The organism is Rhodopseudomonas sp. P2A-2r (assembly GCF_026015985.1).
GTDB lineage: Bacteria > Pseudomonadota > Alphaproteobacteria > Rhizobiales > Xanthobacteraceae > Tardiphaga.
Genome location: NZ_CP110389.1, coordinates 6,084,052 through 6,104,784 on the forward strand (window position 1 = coordinate 6,084,052; position 20,733 = coordinate 6,104,784).

14 protein-coding genes and 3 pseudogenes are annotated in these 20,733 nt (G+C 66.0%); 10 read left to right on the forward strand and 7 right to left on the reverse strand.

Annotated features, from left to right (window positions below):
* Positions 1-2 precede the first annotated feature (2 nt).
* Both ONR75_RS29315 and ONR75_RS29320 read right to left on the reverse strand, forming a co-directional pair.
* Positions 3-1,334, reverse strand: coding sequence for a methyl-accepting chemotaxis protein (locus ONR75_RS29315; protein ID WP_265080339.1), 1,332 nt, complete (start codon positions 1,332-1,334; stop codon positions 3-5).
* Positions 1,297-1,833, reverse strand: a complete 537-nt coding sequence (locus tag ONR75_RS29320; RefSeq protein WP_265080340.1) for a PAS domain-containing protein — start codon at positions 1,831-1,833, stop codon at positions 1,297-1,299. The genes ONR75_RS29315 and ONR75_RS29320 overlap by 38 nt, the downstream gene beginning before the upstream one ends.
* Before the next feature lie 313 nt (positions 1,834-2,146).
* Here ONR75_RS29320 and ONR75_RS29325 point away from each other — a divergent pair, with 313 nt between their 5' ends.
* Positions 2,147-3,889: a sensor domain-containing diguanylate cyclase gene (locus ONR75_RS29325; protein WP_265080341.1), complete on the forward strand. Its 1,743-nt coding sequence runs from the start codon at positions 2,147-2,149 to the stop codon at positions 3,887-3,889.
* 3 nt (positions 3,890-3,892) lie between these two features.
* Here the strand turns inward: ONR75_RS29325 and mutY are convergent, their stop codons facing one another.
* Positions 3,893-4,990, reverse strand: a complete 1,098-nt coding sequence (mutY, locus tag ONR75_RS29330; protein ID WP_265080342.1) for an A/G-specific adenine glycosylase — start codon at positions 4,988-4,990, stop codon at positions 3,893-3,895.
* Positions 4,991-5,173: 183 nt separating this feature from the next.
* Here mutY and ONR75_RS29335 point away from each other — a divergent pair, with 183 nt between their 5' ends.
* The gene (locus ONR75_RS29335; RefSeq protein ID WP_265080343.1) at positions 5,174-5,653 is read left to right on the forward strand and encodes a DUF721 domain-containing protein; all 480 of its coding nucleotides are present in this window, start codon (positions 5,174-5,176) and stop codon (positions 5,651-5,653) included.
* A gap of 104 nt (positions 5,654-5,757) precedes the next feature.
* Entirely contained in the window at positions 5,758-6,414 is a 657-nt protein-coding gene (locus tag ONR75_RS29340; protein WP_265080344.1) for a DsbA family protein, read from the forward strand.
* A gap of 395 nt (positions 6,415-6,809) precedes the next feature.
* Here the strand turns inward: ONR75_RS29340 and ONR75_RS29345 are convergent, their stop codons facing one another.
* Positions 6,810-7,511 (reverse strand): GrlR family regulatory protein, encoded by a 702-nt coding sequence (locus tag ONR75_RS29345; RefSeq protein ID WP_265080345.1) that lies wholly within the window; start codon positions 7,509-7,511, stop codon positions 6,810-6,812.
* Between the two features lie 383 nt (positions 7,512-7,894).
* Between ONR75_RS29345 and ONR75_RS29350 the strand changes: the two are divergent.
* From ONR75_RS29350 to ONR75_RS29380, 7 genes and pseudogenes are all read left to right on the forward strand, one after another.
* Positions 7,895-11,358: pseudogene (locus ONR75_RS29350) on the forward strand (chromosome segregation SMC family protein).
* Between the two features lie 229 nt (positions 11,359-11,587).
* Positions 11,588-12,559 (forward strand): small ribosomal subunit Rsm22 family protein, encoded by a 972-nt coding sequence (locus tag ONR75_RS29355; RefSeq protein ID WP_265080346.1) that lies wholly within the window; start codon positions 11,588-11,590, stop codon positions 12,557-12,559.
* 247 nt (positions 12,560-12,806) lie between these two features.
* Entirely contained in the window at positions 12,807-13,187 is a 381-nt protein-coding gene (locus ONR75_RS29360; RefSeq protein WP_265080347.1) for a hypothetical protein, read from the forward strand.
* A 230-nt stretch (positions 13,188-13,417) separates the two neighbouring features.
* The gene (locus tag ONR75_RS29365; RefSeq protein ID WP_265080348.1) at positions 13,418-13,978 is read left to right on the forward strand and encodes a LemA family protein; all 561 of its coding nucleotides are present in this window, start codon (positions 13,418-13,420) and stop codon (positions 13,976-13,978) included.
* Between the two features lie 181 nt (positions 13,979-14,159).
* Positions 14,160-15,286 (forward strand): annotated as a pseudogene (locus tag ONR75_RS29370) (M48 family metallopeptidase).
* Positions 15,287-15,588: 302 nt separating this feature from the next.
* Entirely contained in the window at positions 15,589-16,344 is a 756-nt protein-coding gene (locus tag ONR75_RS29375) for a hypothetical protein (protein WP_265080349.1), read from the forward strand.
* A 103-nt stretch (positions 16,345-16,447) separates the two neighbouring features.
* On the forward strand, positions 16,448-17,116 hold the full coding sequence (locus tag ONR75_RS29380; RefSeq protein WP_265080350.1) for a hypothetical protein: 669 nt from the start codon (positions 16,448-16,450) through the stop codon (positions 17,114-17,116).
* 147 nt (positions 17,117-17,263) lie between these two features.
* On the opposite strand, the gene ONR75_RS29385 is transcribed toward ONR75_RS29380, so the two are convergent.
* From ONR75_RS29385 to ONR75_RS29395, 3 genes and pseudogenes are all read right to left on the reverse strand, one after another.
* On the reverse strand, positions 17,264-17,809 hold the full coding sequence (locus tag ONR75_RS29385; RefSeq protein WP_265080351.1) for an adenine phosphoribosyltransferase: 546 nt from the start codon (positions 17,807-17,809) through the stop codon (positions 17,264-17,266).
* Between the two features lie 24 nt (positions 17,810-17,833).
* Positions 17,834-19,995, reverse strand: a pseudogene (locus tag ONR75_RS29390) (anthranilate synthase component I).
* A gap of 9 nt (positions 19,996-20,004) precedes the next feature.
* Entirely contained in the window at positions 20,005-20,724 is a 720-nt protein-coding gene (locus tag ONR75_RS29395) for a GNAT family N-acetyltransferase (RefSeq protein ID WP_320109669.1), read from the reverse strand.
* Positions 20,725-20,733 lie beyond the last annotated feature (9 nt).

A 20,733-nucleotide genomic window follows, 5' to 3' on the forward strand; every position in this document is an offset into this window, starting at 1 on the left:
AGCTACGCCGCCTTGCTGCCCGTCTGATCCACCAGGTTTTGCCGGGCGTGGTCGAGATAGAGGCGGATTTCCTTGGTCAGCAGACCGGACTGCGACGACAGATCGCCGGACGCGGCCATGGTCGAGGTTGCGAGCTGCTCGGTCTCCTTGGCCGTACCCGCCAACGCCTGGATGTTGGCGGACATGTCGCGCACCACGCCGAACGCCTCGTCGACATTGCGGGCGATGCCGGCCGTGGCCGCCGACTGCGCCTCCGAGGCACTGGCGACCTTGCCGGTGATCTCGTTGACCTCGGCGATGACCGTGCCGATCTCGGTGATGGAATCGCTGACCTTGTCGGTGGCCGATTTGACCTGGCCGATCTGGGCCTCGATCTCGGCGGTGAAATTGGCGGTCTGCGTCGCCAGCGATTTGACCTCGTGGGCGACCACGGCAAAGCCGCGGCCGGCATCGCCGGCGCGCGCCGCCTCGATGGTGGCGTTCAGCGCCAGCAGGTTGGTCTGGCTGGCGATGGCGTTGATCGACTTGACGACTTCGCTGATGCGCATGGCGACGTTGCGGAGCACGTCGACATTGCTGGCGGCATCGGCAACCCGCTCCACGGCGCGACCGGCGATGTCGGCCGAGCGGTGGATGTCGGCGCCGACTTCGCTGGCGGTGGACGACAGCGTTGCCGTCGCCGAGGCGACCGACTGCATGTTGGCCGCGGCCTGCTCGGAGGCCGCCGCCACCGAAGTCATGCGCTGAAGCGTGGAGGTGGCGCCGGCGCGCAGATTGCCGGCGGTGCCGCTCATCTCCGCGGCGCCGCTGTCGAGCGCGCTGACGATGGCATTGACGGTGGTTTCCAGTTCGGCAGTCTGCCGCTCGAAGTGCTTGATGCGCGCCGCGATGCTGTCGGTGGCGGCATTCATGGCATTGGCGCCCTGCAGCAGCCCGCCGTGCAAACCGCCCGGCAGGATGCGGCGATAATACTTATTGTGATGCAGGGCGGTCATCGCCGCAGTGGATTCGCGGACGAATGCGTCGCAGCCGTCGATCATGTCGTTGATGCTGTGCAGCAGCTCTCCCATGTCGCCGCCGACCGGGATCGCCAGCACGCGGGCTTCAAAATCGCCCTGCGCGATGCTATGGCAAACCTTCGTCGCACGCGTGACCAGCGCCGTGGCTCGCATCACCCACATCAGCGACAGCGCCGCAGCGGCGATCGCCAGCGCCGAGCAGGCCATGGCGGCGAGCGGAAACCCTGCGAGCTGAAGCACGAGTGCCGTAACCGAGGCGGCAATGACGAGCAGCGTGCTAAGCTGCGCTTTTGAGAGAAAACATAAGTTCGTCATAGCTGACTTTCTGCGAGGCAACGAAATCCACAAGGGCCTTGTGTCCGGCGGCGACGGCGTCCTTGCCGTTGGTATGGCGGCGCTCGATCGCGAGCACCTCGGCATAGAGCGGCGCGATGGTCTTCTCGACGATGTCGCGGGCCGGTGCGCGTCGATTGGAATGATAGCTGCAGATCTTGCCGTCGGCGCCGAACGACGGCGTCACGTGGGCATAGACCCAGTAATGGTCGCCGTCCTTCGCCATGTTCTTGACGTAGGCGAAGATCTCGCGGCGATCCTCGATGGTGTCCCACAGCAGCTTGAACACGCTGCGCGGCATATCGGGATGGCGGACGATGCTGTGCTGCGCGCCGATCAGCTCGGCCTCGGTGTAGCCGGCGACCTTGCAAAACAACCGGTTGGCATAGGTCAACCGGCCCTTGAGGTCAGTCTTCGAAACGATCAGGTCGGATGCGGGAAAGAAGGTCTCGCGGCCGCTCGGCGTGACGTGCTTGGACATTTCAGATCCGGTCGTAACGTATGCGGGAAAGCAGGCGAGTGGTATTAGGCCACCTTGTTAAACGAAGCGTTAAGGTTTCCCACAACTGCCCGGCCATGTTCAGGTCACCTTGGCAGCCCTTGATTGCATTTCGCTTAAAGAAAGTTTCGCAATTGCGCCTGTGCCGCCATCGCGTGCGGCTGATCGCAACGGGTTCCGCAGCGGAACTCGCGCCGTTCACACGACGTTGAACATGATCGCAACGCGTCGGACCACCGTTAGCAAATCGCAACAGCACTATGTCAGAAGGCGAACCAACAGGACCCATCGATACATGTTGTTGAAAGAACTGACGGGCCTGCTTCACGCCTTCGAGGATCGCCTGACGGTCCGCACGCAGATTGCCGCGGCGGTGGCGGCGTTGAGTGTGATCCTGGTCGGGTTGCTCGCCATCGGGGCGGCGTTCGTCAGTTACAGCAACACCGCCTCGCAGGTGAACATCCGGCTGGCCAGCGTGGCCTCCACCACCGCCGAGCGGCTGGATCGCTACATGGCGGTGCGCCAGCAGGAAGTGCGCCTGTTCTCCGAACTGGAGACGCTCCGCACGCTTTGGCAGAATGACCCCGCAACCCTGCGCAAGGCGCTCAATCAGTTGCAGCATTCGTTTTCCGATTTCGCATGGATCGGCTTTGCGCGCTCTGACGGCATGGTGGCGGCGGCGACCGGAGGCCTGCTGGAAGGGGTGTCCGTTGCCGCGCGTCCATGGTTCAAGGCCGGCCTCAGCGAGAGCACGATCGGCGACGTGCACGAGGCGCAGTTGCTGTCGTCGCTGCTGGCGCAGCGCGCCGACGGAGATCCCTATCGTTTTGTCGACATCGCGGTTCCCGTCAGGGACAGCCCCGGCGACGTCATCGGTGTGCTGGGCGGCCACCTGAACTGGGACTGGGCGCGCAGCCTGATCGCCAACGCCGAAGACAACGACGGCAATACCGACACCCGGATCGCCGTGACGTCGCGCAGCGGCACCGTTCTGGTCGGCCAGAGCCCCGGCACCGTCAAGTTCAGCGGTAGCCGCCTGAGTGACATTCTTGCATCCCGCTCGGGCGCGTTCGTCGAAACCGCCGGCGCAACCTCCATGCTGACAGCGTTCTATGTCGGCAAGGGGCACCGCGACTATCAGGGGCTGGATTGGATCGTCACCGCGAGCCAGCCGGCCAGCGTGGCACTCGCCGCAGCGGTTCGCTCCGCCAAGACCATCCTCATCACCGGCGCGATCACCGGGCTGGCCGGCGTCGCCTTCGCGTTCTTCATCGCGCTGCGCATTTCACGGCCGATCCGCGCCATCACGATCGAGGCAGACCGGATCGGACGCACCTCGGGGCCGACCATGCTGCCGCGCCACAACGGCTCGGTGGAAGTGGTGCAGCTGACGCGCGCCCTGCGCTCGCTGCTGCGTCGTATCGGCTTCGCCGAAGAGCAGACCAGGGTAGCTGAAGCGCGCGCCACCGAGAATGCCATGCAGTTCAAGGATGACATCAGCAAGTTGCGGCGGCTGGCTGACACCGACTTCCTCACCGACCTGATGAACCGCCGCGCCTTTCTGGCTGCCGCCGACGACGCCATGGCCTTCAGCCTGCGCTACCGGCGCAGCATGGCGGTGCTGATGATCGACATCGATCATTTCAAGCAGATCAACGACCGCCATGGCCATGCCGCCGGTGACGGCGCCATAAAACACATCGCCAGCATCATCGTCGGCAACATCAAGGCCACCGACCGCGCGGCGCGGTTCGGCGGCGAGGAATTCATGGTGCTGCTGCGCGAGGTCGATGAGGGCGACGCACGGATCGTGGCCGACCGCATTCGCTGTATGATCGAGCAGACCGCCGTCGGCGAAGGCGCGACGCGGATTTCGGCGACCGTCTCGATCGGCATCGCCCTGCTGGCGGACAACGACCGCGACGTGCAGGACATCATCGAGCGCGCCGACCAGGGCCTGTATCAGGCGAAAAACGACGGTCGCAACCGGACGGTGTTCGAGCCGGCCAGACTGACGCCGGGTTCGCAGGTCGCCTGAGCGTCAGCCGAGCCCGTGGGCGATCACCTTGCGCATCAGGTTGGGCAGCGCCTCGTCGTGCAAGGTGGCCACCGGCACCCAGCGCATGCCATCAGGCGCACGGCTGCGCGCCGGCACCTGCGCCGTGTAGACCACCAGCTCCAGCGGAAAATGCGTGAACACATGACTGACCACGCCGACCTTGCGATGCCAGCGCGCCACGCTCTTCAACGCCGGCGCCTGGGCCAGCGCCGCCTTGTCGTCATGGCCGGCCAGCCAATCCGACACCGGCACCTCGGTCATGCCGCCGAGCAGGCCTTTTTCGGCGCGGGTGCGCACCAGCAACTCTTCGCCGCGCGTCACCACGAAGGCGGCACCGCGCCGTAGCAGCCCGGTCTTCTTCGGCGCCTTGCGCGGGAACATCTCCTGATCGCCGCGCCTGCGCGCCGCGCAGCCGTCATTGATCGGGCACAGCGCGCAGGCCGGCTTCTTCGGCGTGCAGATGGTCGAGCCGAGATCCATCAGCGCCTGCGCGCTGTCGCCGGCGCGCTTTGGTCCGAGCAAGGTGGTGGCCAGCGCCTGGATCTGCGGCTTCGCCCTGGGCAGCGCTTCTTCGACGGCATAAAGCCGCGACACCACGCGCTCGATGTTGCCGTCCACCGGCATGCACTGACGGGCAAAGGCGATGGCCGCGATGGCCGAGGCCGTATATGGCCCGATGCCCGGCAGGCTGCGCAGCCCCGCTTCGGTATCCGGAAAGGCGCCGCCATGGTCGCGCAGCACCGCCACCGCGCAGGCGTGCAGGTTACGGGCGCGCGAGTAATAGCCGAGCCCGGCCCACATCCGCAGCACGTCATCCTGCGAGGCCGCGCCGAGATCGGCCACCGTCGGCCAGCGCGCGAGGAATTTCTCGAAATAGGGACCGACCGCCTGCACCGTGGTCTGCTGCAGCATGATTTCCGACAGCCAGACCCGGTACGGATCGATGGTGCCACCCGGCAGCGGCCGCCACGGCAGTTTGCGCCGGTGCCGGTCGTACCAGGCGAGCAGTTGCGCCGGACGGTCGGCGGCGGCGAAGGCGGCTTTTGTCTTACGGGCTTTGATGACTGTTGAGGCGGGCACGCCGCATTGTAAAATCAGAATCAGGCCGTGGCCAGTGCGTAGGATGGGTTGAGCCCTTCGCGAAACCCATCAATCCCTCGGCAGCAAGTCGATGGGTTTCGCAAGGGCTCAACCCATCCTACAACCGCCCCCACGCTGCATAACTCCGGCTGCACTGCCCCACGCAAGGTGCTAGAACGCAGCATGCGAAAGCCCGGCTACATCTCGGCAAAACCCCTGTCCCTGCTGCTCGGCGGGGTATTTGCCGACGCCTATGCCAAGCAGGGCTTTGCGTCGCGGGAACTGGTGACCCGCTGGGCCGAGATCGCCGGCGCCGACGTGGCCAAATTCTCCGAGCCGCTGAAGATCCAGTGGCCGCGGCCGGTGGAAGGCCAGCCCGAGCAGCCGGCCACCCTGATCCTGCGCGTCGAGGGACCGATGGCGCTGGAGATCCAGCATTCCTCCGACGCCATCCTGCAGCGGGTCAACCGCTTCTTCGGCTGGAATGCGATCGGCAAGATCGCGCTGCGCCAGGCGCCGCTCAGCCGGCCCAAGGTCCGCAAGACCATCGCGCCGCTCGACCCCGCCGCCGTCGCCCGGGTCGGGCAGACGCTCGGCTCGGTGGAGGATGAGGAATTGCGCGAGGCGCTGGCCCGGCTGGGCGCGGCGATCAAGCGAAATTGAGCCGGCAGCCGCCGCCGTGAGCGGCGCGCGCTTGCCACAATTGTGGTTTCAAGCTAGCCAACACAGACATTTACGGGCGCGCCGCGCCGATATGGAGCATTCCGTTGATCATCACGCGCCGTGACTTCACCGCCGCCCTCGCTCTCACCGGCGTCGCCGCGGCCATCGGCCTGTCGCCGCTGCAGCTGATCGGCGAGGCCTTCGCCCAGAGCGCCGCCGATGTCGCCAAGCCGGTGTCGCTGCCGGACATGGTGCTCGGTCCCAAGGACGCTGCCGTGACCGTCACCGAATATGCCTCGATGACCTGCCCGCATTGCGCGGCCTTCACCGAACAGGTGTTCCCGAAGATCAAGGAAGCCTTCATCGACACCGGCAAGATCCGCTTCGTGTTCCGCGAATTCCCGCTCGACATCAAGGCCGCTGCCGGCTCGATGCTGGCGCGCTGCATCGCCAAGGACGACGCGCCGAAGTACTTTGCCGTGATCGACCTGTTGTTCAAGCAGCAGAACGACTGGGTCATGAAGGACACCGCCGCCACCCTGACCCGGATCGGCAAGCAGGCCGGCCTCAGCCAGCAGGCGGTCGAGGACTGCCTGAAGGACCAGGCGCTGCTCGACAAGATCGCCGCCGACCAGAAGTTCGCCAACGAAGTGCTCAAGGTCAACTCGACCCCGACCTTCTTCATCAACGGCGAGAAGCTGACCGGCGAAACCTCGTTCGAGGAATTCTCCAAGAAGATCACCCCGCTCCTGAAGAGCTGACGCATCTGGGCGCTCGCTCCCCGGATGCTGCGCAACGCGCGGCACTTGCCGCGTGGTGCGCTGCTGATCCGGGGCCGCTGGGGAACGCGGTGTTCGGTACGGTCCCGGATCTGCGGAGCAGCGCCGCGATGCTACGCATCGCCTGCGCTGCACCGCGTCCGGGGCACCACAGTCGGATGTTCCCGCCGCCATTAACCGTCTTGCGCGAACGCGCCACGCGTTAATGACCGCTTAAAAACTTGCCTCCCATTCTAACGGTTTTCGGGGGCATTTCATGTTTGAACATTTGTTGATCGATCTGATCGGGCTGGCGCTGGTCGGCCTGTGCGTGGCGGTCTGCGTGGTGCCGGGGGCGCGGCGGCCGAGCGGCTACGCCCGCGATATCTGAGCGCGCATCAGCTTTGATGCAGCAGCGTCAGCGTGGCGGTGAGCTGCAGGCTGCGTTTTCCGGTGAAGGCAGTGGCCCGCCAGTCGGCGCCATGGGCGTCGCAATGGCCCGAAAAGCCGATGCCGACCTCGTGGCCGCCGAAGATCGGATCGGCGCTGGCCGGCGTGTGCTCCTGGTTGACGATCTCGCCCCTCCACTGGCCGTCGGATGAGCTGTAGGCGCCGAGATAATAGAAGCACGCATCGCCGCCGAGCAGCCGGCCGTCCCGCAGCAGCATCACCCCGGTGAGGCCGCCCGCCAGCCCGTCGCGCAGCCGAATCTGCACCGAATACAGCCCGTTGACCGCGCCGCCGGCGCCGACCGTGCCCGCCAAAGGCAGCGACTCCTCGTCGAGCGGCGTCATCACCGAGCGGAACGTGATGCCATTGTCCTGCGGCCGGCCGCCTGCGAAGCGATAGAGCGGCCCGTCGGCGCGACCGCGGGTGACGATGCGATCGTCATCGGAGCCGTACAGCGTGCGGAAGCGCGGATCGACGGTGTGGCGCTGGCCGGCGACCCGGCACACGATCTCGTCGCCGTCCCGCTCATAGCTGCCTACATGGGCAAAAGCCGAATTGCCGCCCAGCAGCCGGCCCTCATGAACATACATCACGCTGCGGCCGACCACGTCGCCGGCCTGGTACTCGACCTTGTAAAACCCGTCAAACAAGCGCCCGTCCCCGCATCATTGCGGCGCAACGTAGCCGATCGCGCAAGGCGAAGGAAAGCGCGATGGGGGCGAGGGCGGCTACACCACCTGATCAAGCTCACCGATCTCAGCGATGACGACCTGACGTGACGACCTGAGGGGCGGGATCATCCGCCTTTCGATCCACCAAGCCTTTTATCGCGCCCTTCCCCCTTTTTCCCCCGCAATCACCTCTGGAAAAGCCCGACGGCCCCGTTGCCCTCCGGCGCCCATGTCGCCATTGTCCCGGCCTGATCACCGCTAGGGGCGAGTCTCCTGAAGCGCTTTTCTACCAGATGTGGTAGGATGGCGGCTGGAGAATCGCGACCTGTCGCATCCTGTTCGATGAATAGAGTAACCTGTCCATGAAACTCACGCGCCTGCGCCTGCACGGGTTCAAGTCCTTCGTCGAACCCACCGATTTCCACATCGAGCCCGGTCTGACCGGCGTTGTCGGGCCGAACGGCTGCGGCAAGTCGAATCTGGTCGAGGCGCTGCGCTGGGCGATGGGCGAGACCTCGCACAAGTCGCTGCGCGCGGCCGACATGGATGCCGTGATCTTCGCCGGCTCCGGCAACCGCGCCTCGCGCAACCACGCCGAAGTGGTGATGACCATCGACAATGCCGACCGGACCGCGCCGGCCGCTGTCAACGACATGGAAATGCTGGAGATTTCCCGCCGCATCGAGCGTGACGCCGGCTCCACCTACCGCATCAACGGCCGCGACGTGCGCGCCCGCGACGTCCAGATCCTGTTTGCCGACGCCGCCACCGGCGCGCGCTCCCCGCCCTCGTCCACCAGGGCAAGATCGGCGAAATCATCCAGGCCAAGCCGGAACAGCGCCGCCGCGTGCTGGAAGACGCCGCCGGCGTCGCCGGCCTGCATGCCCGCCGCCACGAAGCCGAACTGCGCCTCAAGGCCGCCGAAACCAATCTCACCCGCGTCGAGGACGTGATCGGCCAGCTGTCCGGCCAGATGGAGGGCCTGAAGAAGCAGGCCCGCCAGGCGATCCGCTACCGCGAAGTGGCGCAGAAGGTGCGCAAGGCCGAGGCGACCCTGTTCCACCTGCGCTGGCTGGAAGCCCATGCCGACGTGGCCGAGGCCCAGCAGACCCATGACCTCAATGTCCGCGAGCTCGCCGAGCGGACCCGCGAACAGGGCGAATCCGCCCGTATCCAGGCGATCCGCGCCTCCGAGCTGCCGGCTTTGCGCGAGGCCGAGGCCCGCGCCGCCGCCTCCCTGCAGCGCCTGACCAATGCCCGCGAACTGCTCGACCGCGAGGAAGTCCGCGCCAAGGAGCGCGTCGCCGAGCTGGATCGCCGGCTGGCGCAGTTCGAGAGCGACGTCGCCCGCGAATTGAAGCAGTCGGAAGACGCCGCGGCGGCTTTGCTGCGCCTCGACGACGAGGACATGATGCTCCGGGAAGAAATCATGGGCCGCGTCGAGCAGCGCGACGGCGTCAACGAGCGCGTCGCCGAGGCCGAGGCGATCCTCGCCATGGCCGAGCGCACCTTCACCGAACTGACCACCGCCCATGCCGACCAGTCGGCCAAGCGCAACCAGCTCGCCAACAGCGTCCGCGCCCATAGCGACAAGCTTGCCAAGCTGGATCAGGACATCGCCGGCGTGCAGGCCGAGGTCGAGCGCCTGGTGGCGCAGACCTCCGGCTTCGGCGATCTCGACGAACTCGCCGCCCTGATGGAGACCGCGCAGGAAATCCTGGCGCAGTCGGAATTCAATGCCGGCGACAGCGAGAGCGCCCATGTGCAGGCCCGCCAGGCGCTGGAAGCCTCGCGCGCCCCGCTCAACGAAGCCGACAAGCGCGTGCAGCGCCTCGAAACCGAAGCCCGCACCATCGCCAAGCTGGTCAATGGCGAGACCAAGAACCTGTGGCCGCCGATCATCGACGGCGTCACCGTCTCCAAGGGCTATGAAAAAGCGCTCGGCGCCGTGCTGGGCGACGATCTCGACGCGCCCGTCGATCCCTCGGCGCCCATGCGCTGGACCGGCACTGGCGTCGTCGAGGGCGACCCGGAATTGCCGGCAGGCGTCGAACGCCTCGCCGATCACGTCAATGCGCCGATCGAGCTGGCGCGCCGTCTGAAGCAGATCGGCGTCGTTGCCAAGGACCAGGGCGCCGCGCTGGTGTCGCAGCTGAAGACCGGCCAGCGACTGGTGTCGCTGGAAGGCGACGTCTGGCGCTGGGACGGCTTCGTCGCCGCCGCGCATGCGCCGTCGGGCGCCGCCCGCCGTCTTGCCGAACGCGCCCGCCTCGCCGATATCGAGGCCGAGCTGGAAATGGCCCGCGAGGAAGCCGCCGAGAAGCGCGAGATGCTGGAATCCGCCGAAACACGGCTGAAGCAGGCCGCCGCCGCGGAGACCGCCGCCCGCGACGCCATGCGCAACGCCCGCCGCGACTTGGATGCGACGCGCGAGCGCCACGCCAATGCCGAACGCGAGATCAACCGCCACGCCGCCCGCAAGTCGGCGCTGACCGAAGCCCAGACCCGCCTCGCCGCCGACCGCGCCGAAGCCGAAGCCATGCACGAAAACGCCATGGCGGCGCTCGAGGAGCTGCCGCCGTCGGGCGATGCCGAAGCCCAGCTTGCCGCGGTGCGCGGCGAGATCGAGGGCCATCGCCGGCTCGCCGCGCAGGTGCGCGCCGAAGCCCAGGCGCTGGCGCGCGACGCCGAGCTCGCCGACCGCCGGCTGCAGGCGATCATCGCCGAGCGCAGCGAATGGCAGAACCGCCAGCGCAGCGCCACCTCGCAGGTCGAGACCGTGGCGTCGCGTGTCGCCGAAGTCACCGCCGAACGCGCCGAGCTGGAAGATGCGCCCGAACTCTACGCGCAGAAGCGCCGCGCGCTGATCAGCGAAGTAGAGACCGCCGAGCAGGAGCGCCAGCTCGCTGCCGACGCACTGCAGACCGCCGAAAACGCCATGAAGGAGACCGACCGCGACGCCAAGTCGTCGCTGGAGGCCCTGTCGAGCGCCCGCGAGGCCTGCGCCCGCGCGGACGAGCGCATGGAAGGCACCCGTCGCCGCCTCGAGGACATCGAGCGGGAAATCCGTGACATGCTGGAAGTGGAGCCGGAAGCGGTCGCCGCCATGGCCGAACTCAAGCACGGCGACGACCTGCCCAACCTGCACGAGGTCGAGGCCGAGCTGGAAAAGATGCGCCGCGACCGCGAGCGGCTCGGCGCCGTCAATCTTCGCGCGGAAGAAGAGTTGAATGAGGTCGAAGGCTCGCACAACAGCCTGGCCACCGAGCGCGACGACCTGGTCGAAGCCATCAAGCGGCTGCGTCAGGGCATCCAGAGCCTCAACAAGGAAGCCCGCGAGCGGCTGCTGACCTCGTTCGACATCGTCAACGGCCACTTCAAGCGGATGTTCGTCGAACTGTTCGGCGGCGGCGAGGCGGAATTGAAGTTGATCGAGAGCGACGATCCGCTCGAGGCGGGTCTCGATATCGTGGCAAAACCGCCCGGCAAGAAGCCGCAGACCCTGTCGCTTCTGTCCGGCGGCGAGCAGGCACTGACCGCACTCGCGCTGATCTTCGCGGTGTTCCTGACCAACCCGTCGCCGATCTGCGTGCTCGACGAAGTCGACGCGCCGCTCGACGACCACAACGTGGAGCGTTTCTGCAACCTACTGCACGAGATGGCCTCGACCACCGAGACGCGCTTCATCACCATCACCCACAACCCGATCACCATGGCGCGGATGAACCGCCTCTACGGCGTCACCATGGCGGAGCGCGGCGTCTCGCAGCTGGTCTCGGTCGATCTCGAGAACGCGGTCAAGATCCTCGATCAGCAAGTGGCGTAATTGAAACGACGGCGGCTGCGATTTCCCTCCCCGCCCTTGCGGTGGGGAGGGTCGGCCGAACGAAGCATTGCTGAAGTGGAGGCCGGGGTGGGGGGCGCCCCGCCCTCTATTGACTATGCTACACCACCCCCACCCGACCCGGCTTCGCTACGCTTCGCCGGGCCACCCTCCCCACCACGCGCAGCTTCGCTGCGCTTTGGGGGAGGGAAAAGAAGGGCGCTCTGTTGCGATGACCGCCCCCGACCTGCCCGCCGAACTCACCGCAGCTCTCAATACGAAACTGCACGGCCTGTCGCGCAACGACGCGGCGGCGCGCTCGGATGCCATCTCAAAGACCTACCGATCCGGCGGCGGCTCCACCGCGATCCGCTCCGAGACCGATGCACTGGCCTATGCGCTGGCGCGGATGCCGGCGACGTTTGCCGCCGTCATCGCCAGCCTCAATGCGCTGCAGCAGGTCCGCCCGGACTTCGCGCCGCGCACCCTGCTCGATTGCGGCGCCGGGCCGGGCACCGCGACCTGGGCGGCAGCCGAAGCATTCGCGTCGCTGAATGCCTTCGCGCTGCTCGATGCCAATCCGGCGCTGCGCACGCTGGCGCTGGATCTCGTCCGGCACAGCCATCGTCTCGCAGCCAGCAACTACACACTCGGCGACGCCGTCGCCAAACTCGACGACGCAGCGCCGGCTGATCTGGTGATCGCCAGCTATGTGATCAACGAGTTGACCGATGCGCAGCGCGCCATATTCATCGACCGGGCCTGGGCGAAGACGCTGGACACGCTTGTCATCGTCGAGCCCGGCACGCCGGCCGGCTGGCAGCGCATCCTCGATGCGCGCGCACGGCTGATCGCGGCCGGTGCGCAGGTGATCGCACCATGCCCCCATGACCAAGCGTGTCCGCTGCACCAGCCGGACTGGTGCCATTTCACCCAGCGCCTGCAACGCTCCCGCGTGCATAAACAACTCAAGTCCGCAGAACTTCCCTATGAGGACGAAAAATTTATCTATGTCGCGCTGTCGCGCACGCCGATGACGATGCGGCCGTCGCGCGTGCTGGCGCAACCGGTCATGACCAAGGTCGCCATCACCGCAAAGCTCTGCACAGCCGCAGGTCTCGCGATCACCACCGCACCACGCCGCGACAAGGCGGCCTATGCAAAATTCCGCAAGATCGACTGGGGCGACGCGGTGTTGGACTAGATCTAGCGCGCCGCTGTCTTCCCGCACTCCGTTGTCGTCCCCGCGCATGCGGGGACCCAGTATCCGGCACCGCCACGGCTCATTCACAAATGCCGGCGTCTACTGGGTCGCCCGGCCCGGCGCGCAAGTGCGCGCCAGGCCGGGCGATGACAGTTGAGTGTTGGGCAAGGTGGAATAATCCCGCCGCCCCGGCGTTTGTTCTGTGACGCAACCGCGTCCCCATCAAATCCATCAGGAGTACGTTGCCATGTCCAGGACATTTGCCGCGATCGCGGCTTTGACTCTCATGCTCAGCGCGTCCGCCGCCTCGGCGCAGATGCTGAAGACCGCCGACACTGCCAAGGGCAAGACCTTCGTCGACGCCAAGGGCATGACGCTCTACACTTTCGACAAGGATGCCGGCGGCAAGTCCATGTGCAACGGCCCTTGCGCGGAAAACTGGCCGGCGCTGCTGGCCGCCGACGATGCCAAGCCGACCGCCGACATGACCGTCGTGGTGCGCGACGACGGCAAGAAGATGTGGGCCTACAAGGGCAAGCCGCTCTACACCTTCAAGAGGGACATGGCCCCCGGCGATATCAACGGCGACGGGTTTCTCAACGGCGCCTGGCATATGGCCAAGCCGTAGGTTCGATTGTTTCTTCACCTCTCCCGCTTGCGGGAGAGGTCGGAGCCGGACGCAAGCTCGGTTCCAGGTGAGGGCAAGCGACAGAGCTCAGCGATCGCCCTCGCCTGGGCGCGCTTTTGAACTAATCGATCTCCCGCACCGACCAATGCTCGCCGCATCGTCCGCGGCCCCTGCCCTGTGCCGCAATTTTCGGCTAGGCTGCGGCATTGATCTCTATCGGGAGTTGCCACATGTCGACCGGCTGGATTGTCCTTGGCGTCCTCGTTGTTCTCGTGTTCTTCGCCTTTGCTGCCTACAACCGGCTGGTGGCGCTGAGCCAGCGCGTCAATCAGTCGTTTGCCGACATCGACGTGCAGCTCAAGCAGCGCCACGACCTGATCCCCAACCTGATCGAGACCGTGAAGGGCTATGCAGCGCATGAGCGCGGCACCCTCGACGACGTCATCAAGGCGCGCAACGCCGCCATGTCGGCGCAGGGCCCGGCGCAGATCGGCGCCGCCGAGAACCAGCTGTCCGGCGCGCTGGGCAAACTGATCGCGCTGTCGGAGGCCTATCCCGACCTCAAGGCCAATGCCAACTTCCAGCAGTTGCAGTCCGAGCTGTCCGATATCGAGAACAAGATCGCCGCCAGCCGCCGCTTCTTCAACAATGCGGTCCAGGAATACAACACCGGCATCCAGCAGATGCCCGCCGCTTTGTTCGCCGGCACCTTCGGCTTCACGCCGAAGCAATTCTTCGATCTCGGCGAAAGCCGCGCGCAGGTCGAAACCGTGCCGCAGGTGAAGTTCTAATTCAGCACTGCGCTCGCGGAAGCCCTCCCCTTGCGGGGAGGGTCGGCCGAGCGAAGCGGAGGCCGGGGTGGGGGTGCCGCGGGCTCCAGAGTTTGTGGCCCCCACCCGACCGGCCCAAGAGGGCCGGCCACCCTCCCCGCAAGGGGAGGGAGCGACAGCGTTTCATCCAAGTGGAAATCTCATGGCCGCCTACGGTCTCTACACCCACATCGCCGCGAACAAGACCCGTTCGATGCTGCTGCTCGGCGGTCTGTTCCTGCTGATCTATGTGATGGTGTTCGCCGGCGCGCTGATCGCCGAGGTAGCGATCAACAGCGATGGCTCTGTGTCGTATTATCTCAATGCCGCGACCCGCGATCTGATCAGGGCACTGCCCTACGCCACCATCGGCGCGGCGCTGTGGGTCGTGATTGCCTATTTCTTCCACCAGAACATGATCGACGCCATCACCGGCGGGACGGAGGTGACGCGGCAGGAGCAGCCGCGGCTGTACAATCTGCTGGAGAACCTGTGCATCTCGCGCGGCATTCCGATGCCGAAACTGAAGATCATGGATACCGAAGCGCGTAACGCCTTCGCCACCGGGCTCAATCCCCGGCAATATTCCATCACGGTGACCACCGGCCTGCTGGCCGCGCTGGACGACCATGAGATCGAGGCGGTGCTCGGCCACGAACTGACCCATATCCGCAACGGCGACGTGCAGATGATGGTGGTGGCGGTGATCATTGCCGGCGTGGTTGGCTTCACCGCCGAACTGTTCTTCCGGCTGTTCTTCAATTCCGGCATGAATTTCGGCGGCTTCCGTTCGTCGCGCTCGTCGTCATCGTCGTCCGACAACAACAGCAAGGGCTCTGGCGGCGGTGCCGTCTTCGTCATCATTCTCGCGGTGGTATTGATCGCGTTGGCCTGGGCGCTGTCGCTGGTGGTGCGGCTGGCGCTGTCGCGCTCGCGCGAGTTTCTGGCCGATGCCGGTTCGGTGGAACTGACCAAGAACCCCGACGCCATGATCCGCGCCTTGCGAAAAATCGAGAACCGCGGCGAGTTGCCGGGCGCCACCTCGGCGGTGATGGAAATGTGTCTCGACAATCCCCGCGAAGGGTTTGCCGATCTGTTCGCCACCCATCCCTCGGTGGATTCCCGGATCGCCGCTCTGATGAAATTCGCCGGGGGCACGACCCCGGCCGGCTGGCCCTGCCATCGGATACCGAAGCGCCCGCCCCGCAATCTGGCCCGTGGAGCGACGCCGGGGAGCCGGCAGGAACGCCGCCGGCCACCGCGGAGGGACCGTGGGGCAGGCATGGGTGAGGCCGACCGACGTCCCATACGCTCCTGTCGTCCCCCGGCCTGCGCGCAATTGCGCGCCAGGACCGGGGACCCAGTCAACTCCGGCCTGCGTGTACTGGGTCACCCGCTTTCGCGGGGGATGACAACCGAACCTGGGGTAACGGCCCCACCCCACAATTCCGGGGACCTGCGCCGCCAGGCGATTGAAATCTCCCTTGTTTCTGCCATGTTCGCGCCCAAAGCAGGCATGGGCTAGTGTCGGCGCGGTCGAGTCGCGCGGGACCGTTGGCGCGCTCCCATCAATTCAGGTCGTAGGGGATTTCATGGCTAAACCAGCAGTGATTGTGGTCGGCGCGGACAAGGGCGGCGTCGGCAAGACCACGGTGTCGCGCACGGTGCTGGATTATTTCAGCGCCAACAACGTGCCGACCCGCGCCTTTGACACCGAGTCGCCGCGCGGCACCCTGAAGCGCTTCCATCCGGACATCACCCAGATCGTCGACATGACGACCACGTCCGACCAGATGAAGATCTTCGATACGCTCAACTCCTCCGCGCCCTCTGTGACCGTGATCGACGTCCGCGCCGGCCTGCTCTCCACGGCGCTCGCCAATCTGCGCGACATCGGTTTCCTCGACGCCGCCAAATCCGGCCAGATCACCTTCGCCGTGTTCCACATCCTCGGCCCGTCGATCGCCTCCCTGGACGAGATCGCCGAGACCGCCGGCTTCATGAACGGCGCCAAATACTTCCTGGTGAAGAACTTCATCAACAACACCAGCTTCTTCGAATGGGACCAGGCGACCTACAATTCCTACTTCCACCGCATCAAGGACGCCGTCGAGATCACCATCCCGAAGCTCAACGAGATGGCCTATGAGCAGGTCGAAGTGTCTTCGGTGCCGTTCCTGAAATTCGTCGCCAACAAGGGCGTCAACGACGAGGCCGCCAACTACTCCTTCGTGCTGCGCGGCTATGTCCGGCACTGGCTGGCCAATGTCTGGAGCGAATTCGACCGCATCAAGCTGACCGACCTCGTCAACGACAAGCCGGGTGCCACCCGCCCCGGCGAGAAGTAGGCTTCTTCACCTCGCCCCGCCCTTCGGGGAGAGGTGAAACCACCGCGGCGCCCCGGCGGATTTTCTCCATCTACAAACCCGATCCGTCCCCTATATTGCCGCCATGCGCCGTACGCCCGTCTACATCATCTGCTCCCCGCGCCCGATCGTCGGCAAGACGCTGCTGGCGCGACTGCTGAGCGAATTCCTGCTGCTGCAGCGGGGCGGCGTGACGGCGTTCGACATCAACCTGAAAGAACCGTCGCTGCTCGACTACCTGCCGAAGCTGACCGAGACCGCCGAGGTCGACGACACCTTCGGCAAGATGGCGCTGATGGACCGCCTGATCGTCAATGACGACATCGCCAAGGTGATCGACCTCGGCTACCACGCCTTCGATGAATTCTTCCGCATGACCGCCGAGATCGGCTTCATGAAGGAGGCGGCGCGGCGCGGCATCAGCCCGATCATCCTGTTCATCGCCGACACCGACCGCACCTCGGCACGCGCTTATGCGATGCTACAGGAGCAGATCCCGCCCGCCGCTTTGATCACCATCGACAATGAACACGTGCTGCGCGGCGAATTGCCCGCCGCCTATGCCAGGGGCCGGGTGCTGCGCATCGCCGCGCTGCCGGTGTTCCTGAAGACCTATATCGACCGGCTGACATTCTCATTCACCGGCTACCTGCGTTCGGAACAGGATTCCTCCACCGAACTGCACCAGTGGATCCGCGCCAACTATTTCAGCTTTCGCGAGATCGAGTTGCGGCTGCTGCTGCAGAGTTCGTAGCACCATTCACAGCTGTCATCGCCCGCGAAAGCGGGCGACCCAGTATTCCGCGTGGTTCGAGACGATCACCGGCGGTGCCGCTTACTGGGGCACCCGGTCCTGGCGCGCAATTGCGCGCAGGCCGGGTGACGACAGCTGAGCGTGGTCTCAATGCCCGTCGAACGCCATCAGCGTGCGCACCGGCACGCCCATGGCGCGCAGTTTTGCGGCGCCGCCGATGTCCGGCAGGTCGATGATGAAACAGGCCGCGATCACTTCGGCGCCGATCTGGCGGATCAGCTTGACCGCGCCTTCGGCAGTGCCGCCGGTGGCGATCAGGTCGTCCACCAGAATGACGCGCTCGCCGGGCTTGATGGCGTCGACATGGATTTCCATTTCGTCGAGGCCGTATTCCAGCGAATAGGCGATCCGCGCAGTGGTGTGCGGCAGCTTGCCCTTCTTGCGGATCGGCACGAAGCCCGCCGAGAGCTGGTGCGCGATGGCGCCGCCGATGATGAAGCCGCGCGCCTCGATGCCGGCCACCTTGTCGATCTTCAGCCCGGCCCAGGGCTGCACCAGCTCATCCACCGCGCGGCGGAACGAGCGGGCATCGCCCAGCAGCGTGGTGATATCGCGAAACAGGATGCCCGGCTTGGGATAGTCCGCGATGGTGCGGACCGAGGCTTTGAGATCGTGTTCGAGTTCAGGTGTCATCGACGTCTTTCAGTGGATTGCAGGTTAGTTGAGGTTGCGGCCGAGCCGGAACGCGTTCTCGACGATGCGCAGGCCGACGTCGCCGCCCAGCGACATCAGCGATTCCGGGTGAAACTGCACGCCGCCGACCGGCAGCGTCTTGTGTTCGAGCGCCATGGCGACGCCGTCGTCGGTGGTGGCGGTGACGGTGAGCACCGCGGGCATGCTGTCCTGCTCGACGAACAGCGAATGATAGCGGCCGATGACGATTTCGTTGGGCAGGCCCTGCATGAGCTTGCCGCCGCGGGTCTGAACGCGCGACGGCCGGCCATGCGCGGGCTGCGCAAGCTGGCCCAGCACGCCGCCGAAATACTCGCCGATCGCCTGCACGCCGAGGCAGACGCCGAACACCGGCAGATCCTTCTCGAGCGCGGTATCGATGGTGGCCTTGATGCCGAAATCCTCGGGCCGGCCCGGCCCCGGCGACAGCACCAGCAGGTCGAACTTTTCACGGTTCAGCACGCTCTGTGCATGGATGTAGCGCACCACCGTTACGCTGGCGCCGACCTGGCGGAAGTAGTCCGCGAGCATATGGACAAAGCTGTCGTCGTGGTCGATCAGCAGCACCTTCTTGCCGGAGCCGGAGGCATCCGGCGCGAACGACGACAGCGGTTTTGGCGCGTCGCCACGCAGGGCCTGAAACAGGGCCGCGGCCTTGGTCTGGCATTCCTTCTCTTCGGCAACTGGATCGCTGTCGAACAGCAGCGTCGCGCCGACGCGGACTTCGGCGAGGCCGTCCTTCATGCGGATGGTGCGGATGGTGATGCCGGTGTTGAGGCCGCCGTCGAAAGTGACAGCGCCGATCGCGCCGGCGTACCAGCGGCGGCTCGAGCGCTCATTGTCCTCGACGAACTGCATCGCCCACTTCTTCGGCGCGCCGGTGACGGTGACGGCCCAGGCATGAGTCAGGAACGCATCCAGCGCATCGAAGCCCGGCCGCAGCATGCCCTCGACATGGTCGACGGTGTGAAACAGCTTTGAGTAGGTCTCGATCTGGCGGCGCGCCAGCACCTTGATCGAGCCGGGCACGCAGACCCGCGCCTTGTCGTTGCGGTCGACGTCGGTGCACATGTTGAGTTCGAATTCGTCCTTTTCCGAATTCAGCAATTGCCGGATCTGCTCGGCGTCGCCGATGGCATCGACGCCACGGGCAATGGTGCCGGAGATCGGGCAGGTCTCGATGCGCCGGCCGTCGGAGCGCACGAACATCTCGGGCGATGCCGCGACCAGGAACTCGCCGTCGCCGAGATTCATCAGCGCGCCATAGGGCGACGGGTTGATGACGCAGAGCCGCTGGAACACCTCCGCCGGCGAGCGTTCGCAGGGTTCGGCGAACAATTGACCGGGCACCGCCTCGAACAGGTCGCCGCGGGCAAAGGCGGCGCGCGCGGTTTCCACGGTGCGCTGATAGTCGCCGGGGGCGTGGTCGGAAAAGCCCTGGCGCGGCTGCTTGTTGTAGCCCTGCTCCGGCGTGTCGCGCGGCAGGTCGCGGGTCGAACGGTCCTTCCAGGTGAAGTCGTAGGACAGCGTCACGCCGCGCCCGGTGGCGCGGTCATAGGCCAGCAACCGGTCTGGCAGATACAGCACGATGTCGCGCTGGTCGGCCTCGCGCGCGCGCTTCTGTCGCAAGTCTTCCATCTGGAACACCAGATCATACGCGAAGGCGCCATACAGGCCGAGCATCGGATCGGCCGACGAGAACAGCTGCGCCACCATCTCGCGCACCAGCGACATCACAGAGGCCCGACGGGTGCGCTGGTCCTCGTCGACCGGGGCCTCGCCGCGGACGATGTGGCCCTTGAGGCGGACCGCGGTGCGTTCGCTGATCACCAGGCAGGGATCGCGCAGGCTGTCGCCCAGGAAGGCGATCAGCACCTGGCCGCGCTTGTTCAGCGCGGTGACGGTGAAATCGGCGCCGGTGGTCTCCAGCAGCAGCGGCGGACCGGAAAAGCCGAGATCGAAACTCTCGTAGCGGCCGGGCACGGTGGTGCCCGAGGACAGCACCACGCCGCGGCGGCGGTCCAATAGCTCGATCAGGTCGTCGAGCGCCGTGCCGCCGGTAAAGGTGGCGACGTGGCGGGCGACCTTGAGGCCCCCGGCGGTCTGGTACTGGCTGTCGGCGGGAAGGGAAAAACCGTCCTGTTCATGGTGTCCTCTTAGGAGACTTGAGCGAGGAGCGCCACACAGGACAAACGAACAAAGGGCCGTCGCACTGCGATGGCGGCCCCCGACGATTGAAAAAGATAAAATCGCACCGGCCACCTCTTCAGGAGGTGCGCCACCAGAGACGGCTGTTGCGGACGACGGTGTTCATGGCGGCAAAACACCATGGCGGGAGGGCCGGTGTCAAGGCGACCGAAGCGGGTTTTGTGGGCCACCCGGCACTTCCTCAGCCCCTCCTTCACGAAGATAGTGAGCTGGAGATCCCCGACATCGTCCTCGAGCGGGGTCCAGCCCAGCCTTTCGTAGAAAACACGGCGCGGCTTCGCGGCGCAGAGGTAGATGCGCGGGAAGCCGGCGGCAAAGCCCGCGGCGGCGGCCCGCGCGATCAAGGCCGGGGCAATGCCCTGGCCGCGAAACTCCGGTTCGGTCCAGACCGCGGCCACCCACGGCGTATAGGCCGGCCGTTCGTCCAGATCCGATGTGATCAGCGACGCAGTGCCGGCGAACTGGCCGGCGCGGTGGGCCACGAGCGCCAGCGGCAGCCCCCGTCCTGTCATGTTCTCACGCAGCCGCCCGACGCTATAGGCCAGCGGGACACCGTGTCGCTTCCACCACGCCTGCCAGATCCGGTCGGCAACGGTATCGAAGAATTCGGGGCAGTCGCGCAGGTCGGAGATGGTGAAGTCAGGCGGCAACGCCTCGTCGATTCTCATGGAGAGCGT

Excerpts from the sequence above, each read along its gene's own strand:
- ONR75_RS29315 (WP_265080339.1), bottom strand. The coding sequence starts at position 1,334 with ATGACGAACTTATGTTTTCTCTCAAAAGCGCAGCTTAGCACGCTGCTC.
- ONR75_RS29360 (WP_265080347.1), top strand. The coding sequence starts at position 12,807 with ATGTCCAGGACATTTGCCGCGATCGCGGCTTTGACTCTCATGCTCAGC.
- ONR75_RS29375 (WP_265080349.1), top strand. The coding sequence starts at position 15,589 with ATGGCTAAACCAGCAGTGATTGTGGTCGGCGCGGACAAGGGCGGCGTC.
- ONR75_RS29395 (WP_320109669.1), bottom strand. The coding sequence starts at position 20,724 with ATGAGAATCGACGAGGCGTTGCCGCCTGACTTCACCATCTCCGACCTG.
- ONR75_RS29320 (WP_265080340.1), bottom strand. The coding sequence starts at position 1,833 with ATGTCCAAGCACGTCACGCCGAGCGGCCGCGAGACCTTCTTTCCCGCA.
- ONR75_RS29385 (WP_265080351.1), bottom strand. The coding sequence starts at position 17,809 with ATGACACCTGAACTCGAACACGATCTCAAAGCCTCGGTCCGCACCATC.
- ONR75_RS29380 (WP_265080350.1), top strand. The coding sequence starts at position 16,448 with ATGCGCCGTACGCCCGTCTACATCATCTGCTCCCCGCGCCCGATCGTC.
- ONR75_RS29365 (WP_265080348.1), top strand. The coding sequence starts at position 13,418 with ATGTCGACCGGCTGGATTGTCCTTGGCGTCCTCGTTGTTCTCGTGTTC.
- ONR75_RS29335 (WP_265080343.1), top strand. The coding sequence starts at position 5,174 with ATGCGAAAGCCCGGCTACATCTCGGCAAAACCCCTGTCCCTGCTGCTC.
- ONR75_RS29355 (WP_265080346.1), top strand. The coding sequence starts at position 11,588 with ATGACCGCCCCCGACCTGCCCGCCGAACTCACCGCAGCTCTCAATACG.
- ONR75_RS29325 (WP_265080341.1), top strand. The coding sequence starts at position 2,147 with ATGTTGTTGAAAGAACTGACGGGCCTGCTTCACGCCTTCGAGGATCGC.